Source organism: Elioraea sp. (assembly GCF_051860475.1).
In the GTDB taxonomy this organism is placed as follows: domain Bacteria; phylum Pseudomonadota; class Alphaproteobacteria; order Acetobacterales; family Acetobacteraceae; genus Elioraea.
The window spans coordinates 1-4,508 of sequence record NZ_JBHYDW010000221.1; the positions used below are offsets into that span (position 1 = coordinate 1).

Annotated in this window: 6 protein-coding genes; 2 read left to right on the forward strand and 4 right to left on the reverse strand. The window is 71.2% G+C overall.

Going from position 1 to position 4,508, the window contains the following annotated elements:
- The 4 genes from ACTIFU_RS22535 to rfaD form a co-directional block, all read right to left on the reverse strand.
- Positions 1-139: laccase domain-containing protein (locus ACTIFU_RS22535; protein WP_439580570.1), on the reverse strand; the 139-nt coding region annotated here is incomplete at its 3' end.
- Positions 136-1,134, reverse strand: a complete 999-nt coding sequence (locus tag ACTIFU_RS22540) for a class I SAM-dependent methyltransferase (RefSeq protein ID WP_439580571.1) — start codon at positions 1,132-1,134, stop codon at positions 136-138. The genes ACTIFU_RS22535 and ACTIFU_RS22540, both read right to left, overlap by 4 nt.
- Entirely contained in the window at positions 1,131-1,934 is an 804-nt protein-coding gene (gene lgt, locus ACTIFU_RS22545; protein ID WP_439580566.1) for a prolipoprotein diacylglyceryl transferase, read from the reverse strand. The genes ACTIFU_RS22540 and lgt overlap by 4 nt, the downstream gene beginning before the upstream one ends.
- Positions 1,934-2,914, reverse strand: a complete 981-nt coding sequence (gene rfaD, locus ACTIFU_RS22550; protein WP_439580567.1) for an ADP-glyceromanno-heptose 6-epimerase — start codon at positions 2,912-2,914, stop codon at positions 1,934-1,936. Before rfaD ends, lgt begins: the two co-directional genes overlap by 1 nt.
- Positions 2,915-2,993: 79 nt before the next feature.
- Here rfaD and ACTIFU_RS22555 point away from each other — a divergent pair, with 79 nt between their 5' ends.
- Both ACTIFU_RS22555 and ACTIFU_RS22560 read left to right on the forward strand, forming a co-directional pair.
- Positions 2,994-3,284, forward strand: coding sequence for an accessory factor UbiK family protein (locus ACTIFU_RS22555; RefSeq protein WP_439580568.1), 291 nt, complete (start codon positions 2,994-2,996; stop codon positions 3,282-3,284).
- 190 nt (positions 3,285-3,474) lie between these two features.
- Entirely contained in the window at positions 3,475-3,978 is a 504-nt protein-coding gene (locus tag ACTIFU_RS22560; RefSeq protein ID WP_439580569.1) for a YbjN domain-containing protein, read from the forward strand.
- Positions 3,979-4,508 lie beyond the last annotated feature (530 nt).

Consider the following 4,508-nt stretch of genomic DNA (forward strand, 5'->3'; position numbering starts at 1 on the left):
TCTCTGCCACCGCATGGCGATCGTCCCGGCCAGACAGCGAGCAGTTCAGCGTCGCGAACTGGCCTGTCGAGACGCCGCCCTCCCGCGTGAAGAAGCCGTGCGGCGCGTCGAGCCCGGCGGTGAGGAACGGCACGGTCATGCAGCGAACCCCGGCGGCGGTGGCAGGCCGGGCGCGGTGATCGCGAGCGCCTTGAACAGCAGCCCCATCGCGTCCGCGTCCATCAGGCGCCGCGCGGCCGCCTGGAGCTGGCGCGCGGTATCGGGGCGCGCGGCGCGGCAGAGCACCGCCGTGCGCTCCGGCAGGCCGAGCGCGCGCAGCAACGTGCCCTGTGGCACAGGGCCGTGCACCTCGGCACCAGTGGCGCGGGCGGCGCAGGCGAGGGCAGCGAAATTGACCTGCGCGGTCAGGTCGGACTCGCCCGGCGCGGTGAGCGGATCGGCGGAGGCATGGCCACGCACGGCCTGGAGCGTGTCGACCGCGCCGCCGCCATGGCCGTAGTCGATCAGCAGCGCAGCCCCGCCCGTACGCACGAGCCGCACCGCGAGCGCCGCCACCCACGCGCGGGCGGCGTCGTTACGCTCGCCTGGCTCCGTCGCGTCGGGCGCGGCGATGGTCGTCCAGACCAATCGGTCGCCGTCGAGCCCGACCGAGCGCTCCCGCCCGCCGCCGACCAATTGGCGCACCGGCAGCGCATCGAGGAACTCGTTGGCGACCAGCAACAGCGGCCCCTCGGGCAGCGTTCCGATGCCGTCGTGCCAGGCGACGACGCGGCCACGCAGCCGCATCTCCTGCGCGGCGCGCAGCACCGGGCTCGTCTCGATCAGATGGATCCGCGCGGCCGCGGCGAAATCCGGCGCGACTCGGTCGGCGAGCCGCAGCGCATCCGCCATCAGCGTGCCGCGGCCGGGCCCTGCCTCGGCGAGCAGCACCGGATCGGGCCTTCCCATCGACTGCCAGACAGCGGCGCACCAGGCGCCGAGCAGCTCGCCGAATGCCTGCGTCATTTCAGGAGCGGTGACGAAGTCCCCTGCCCGCCCGAACGGATCGCGCGTGGCATAGTAGTGCGCGTTGCAGAGCGCGACGTAGCGGTCGAGCCGCATCGGCCCACGCTCGGCGATCTCGGCACGGATCATCGCGCCGAGCGGGCCCGGCTCGTCGCGATCGCCCATAGCCCCACCGCCAGCATCGGCAGGCTCAGCACCTGCCCCATGGTCAGCCCGCCCGGCAGGAAGCCGAGGAAGGCGTCGGGCTGGCGGAACAGCTCGCCGATCATGCGCGCCACCGCATAGCCCGCGAGGAACAGCCCGCCGAGGAAGCCGCGCCGCGCGCGATACCGCTCCTGCCGGCCGAACCAGGCCATCACCGCGAGCAACGCGAGCCCCTCCAGCCCCGCCTGGTAGAGCTGGCTCGGGTGGCGCGGCACCTGGTCGGAATCGGTCGGGAACACCATCGCCCAGGGTCCGTCCCAGGGCCTGCCCCAGAGCTCGGCGTTGATGAAGTTGGCGAGCCGGCCGAGGAACAGCCCGATCGGGGTCGGCACGGCGACGCGATCGACGAAGGCGAAGAAGTCGATCCCGCGCCAGCGGCAGAACCAGAGCGTCGCGGCGATCACGCCGAGCATGCCGCCGTGGAAGCTCATCCCGCCCTTCCACACCATCAACGCCTCCAGCGGGTGCTGGAGGTAGTAGCCGGGCAGGTAGAACAGCACGTAGCCGAGCCGGCCGCCGAGGATGACGCCGACGACCGCCCAGGTGAGGAAGTCGTCCACCTGCTCGGGCGTCGCGCAGGGGGGTGTAGCGGCGACCAGCCGGCGCACGACGCGCCAGGCGATCACCAGCCCGACGATGTAGGCGAGCGCGTACCAGCGGATCGCGAACGGACCGATCTCGACCAGCACCGGATCGATCAGCGGGAACGGGACGATGCCGAGCATCAGCGATACGGGTCCGCGGCCAGCAGGTAGTCGCGGACATAAGTGGCGACGCCATCCTCGATCGGGGTAAAGGCCCGAGCATAGCCAGCCTCGCGCAGCCGCTCCATGCGCGCCTGGGTGAAGTACTGGTACTGCGCGCGCAGGTGCTCGGGCGTGTCGACGAAGCTGATCTCGGGCGCGCGGTTCATCGCCGCGAAGACCGCGCGGGTGAGATCGACATAGGTCCGCGCCCGGCCGGTGCCGACATTGAACAGCCCGGAGACCTCCGGATGGTCGAGCAGCCAGAGGACGACGTCCACGCAGTCGCCGACCCAGATGAAGTCGCGCGCCTGGTGTCCGTCGGGGATGTCGGGACGGTGACTGCGGAACAGGGTCGCGGGATTGCCCGCGGCGACCTCCTCCGCCTTGCGCTTCACCACCGAGATCATGTGGCCCTTGTGATACTCGTTCGGGCCATAGACGTTGAAGAACTTCAGTCCAGCCCAGTGCGGCGGGCGCGGACGGCCGCGCGCAATCAGGTCGGCCACGCGCCGGTCGAAGGCGTGCTTGGACCAGCCATAGAGATTGAGCGGACGCAGCTTCGCGAGCGCGGTGGGGCTCGCGTCATCGTCGAACCCGGCCGCCCCGTCGCCGTAGGTGGCGGCGGAGGAGGCATAGATCAGCGGCACCGCATGGGCGGCGCACCAGTCCCAGAGTGCCAGCGAGAGCGTGATGTTGGTCGCCGCGGTGAGGTCGCCGTCGCGCTCGGTGGTCGCGCTGATCGCGCCCATGTGCACGATCGCACGCACGGGCGGGGCGCGGTCGAGCCAGCCCGCCAGCGCCTCGGGGGCGACGAGCTCGGCGACCAGGTGCTTGGCGAGGTTGCGCCACTTGCCGTCGCTGCGCAGCCGGTCGCAGACGACCGCCTCCTCGCCGCGTGCGGCGAGGGTGGCGACGATGTTGGAGCCGATGAAGCCGGCGCCGCCGGTGACGAGAATCATGCGCTTGCCGGTTGTGGCGGGACGGCGCCGCTTATAGGGTCCGCGCCGAAGGGCGGCAACGCCGCGGCAAGGAGGGACCATGCGCGCGAAGCTGGCAGATGACATGGCGGGCGTAGCGGGAGGCGCGATCTCGGCGCTGGTGGGGCTCCGGCGCGAGGCCGAGGCGATGGCGCGCTCGGCGGTCGAGGAGATGGTGCGCCGGCTTGACCTCGTCATGCGCGAGGAGTTCGAGGCTGCGCGCGAGCTTGCGGCCCGGGCGCGCGATGAGAACGGCAGGCTGGCGGCCCGGGTGGCGGACCTCGAGGCGCGGGTGGCCGCGCTGGAGGCGACCCCGGAGGAGCCGCCGGCGGTGGACGGCACCGTGCCCTGAGCCGGGCGTGACAGGGGCGTGAAAACTGCGCCCCGGACCGCGTCTGCCTTGCAGCGGCGCGATTCGGCTCTGTAACCTATTCATGGTGTTCGGGCCGCTCGTTCACACCAAGATGTGGAGAGCGCGTCCAGCACCCTCTTCAGGCGGGCGCCGCCTTGACGCCTGCCGCCGGTACAGGGAGCACGCGGCCATGGCCGACCGCCTTGCCCTCCGCGATGACAGCACCGCCAACCCGCTGGACCTGCTGGAGCAGATCGTCGCCGCCAACGACTGGCCGTTCGATCGGCGCGGCGACGATGCGATGGCGGTCGAGGTGCCTGGGAAGTGGTGCGACTACACGCTGCATTTCTCTTGGTGCGGTGAGATCAGCGCGATGCACTTCTTCTGCGCCTTCGATCTCAAGGTGCCGGCGGGGCGCAAGCCCCAGGTGCACGAGTTGCTCGCGCTTGCGAACGAGAAGCTCTGGCTCGGGCATTTCGGCGTCTGGACCGAGGAGAACACCCCGGTCTTCCGCCACTCGGTGCTGCTGCGCGGTGCCGGCGGGCTGTCGGTGGAGGCGCTCGAGGACATGGTCGACATCGCGGTGACCGAGTGCGAGCGGTTCTTCCCGGCGTTCCAGTTCGTGCTGTGGGGCGGCAAGAGCCCCGCTGACGCGCTGGCGGCCGCCATGCTGGAGTGCGCCGGCGAGGCCTAGCGTATCGGTCCGTTCAGCCAGCCCTGCTCAATGTCGGATGACGCCGGACTGTGGCCTGCCTGATGGTACGGCTGCGGCATGGTCATCGCCGGGTGGCGTTCGCGGTCGTGCGGGAGTCGCTGGCCCGGACCGCGTCGGCGTTCCAGGGTGGCCGTGGGGCCGGCCGATCGCGGGGCTGGTCGGACGCGCCCGGTCAGGACCCTCCAGGCACCCGATGACCGCGCGGGGCTGCCAGGCCCCGAGTTGCTGGCCGGTCGGCACACCGCGCGCCAGCTTGGGGTTGTCGGCGTACGGAAAGTCCACAACGCGGTGGTGGCGCTGCATCACGGGCTGTGCCACGCCCTGTACCGCGGCAGCGGCAAACACGGGAGCTGGGGCAGACGGAATCCGTCGCTCGTCCAATACGAACGCGGATTGCGATCTCTGCTGCACCATCACGATCAGGACGTATTGATGAGACCTGTGCGCGGGTGGCTTGGGTGGTGGCTGTTGCGGAGTCTGGAGCTGTGGGATGCGTCTCGCGTGCGCCT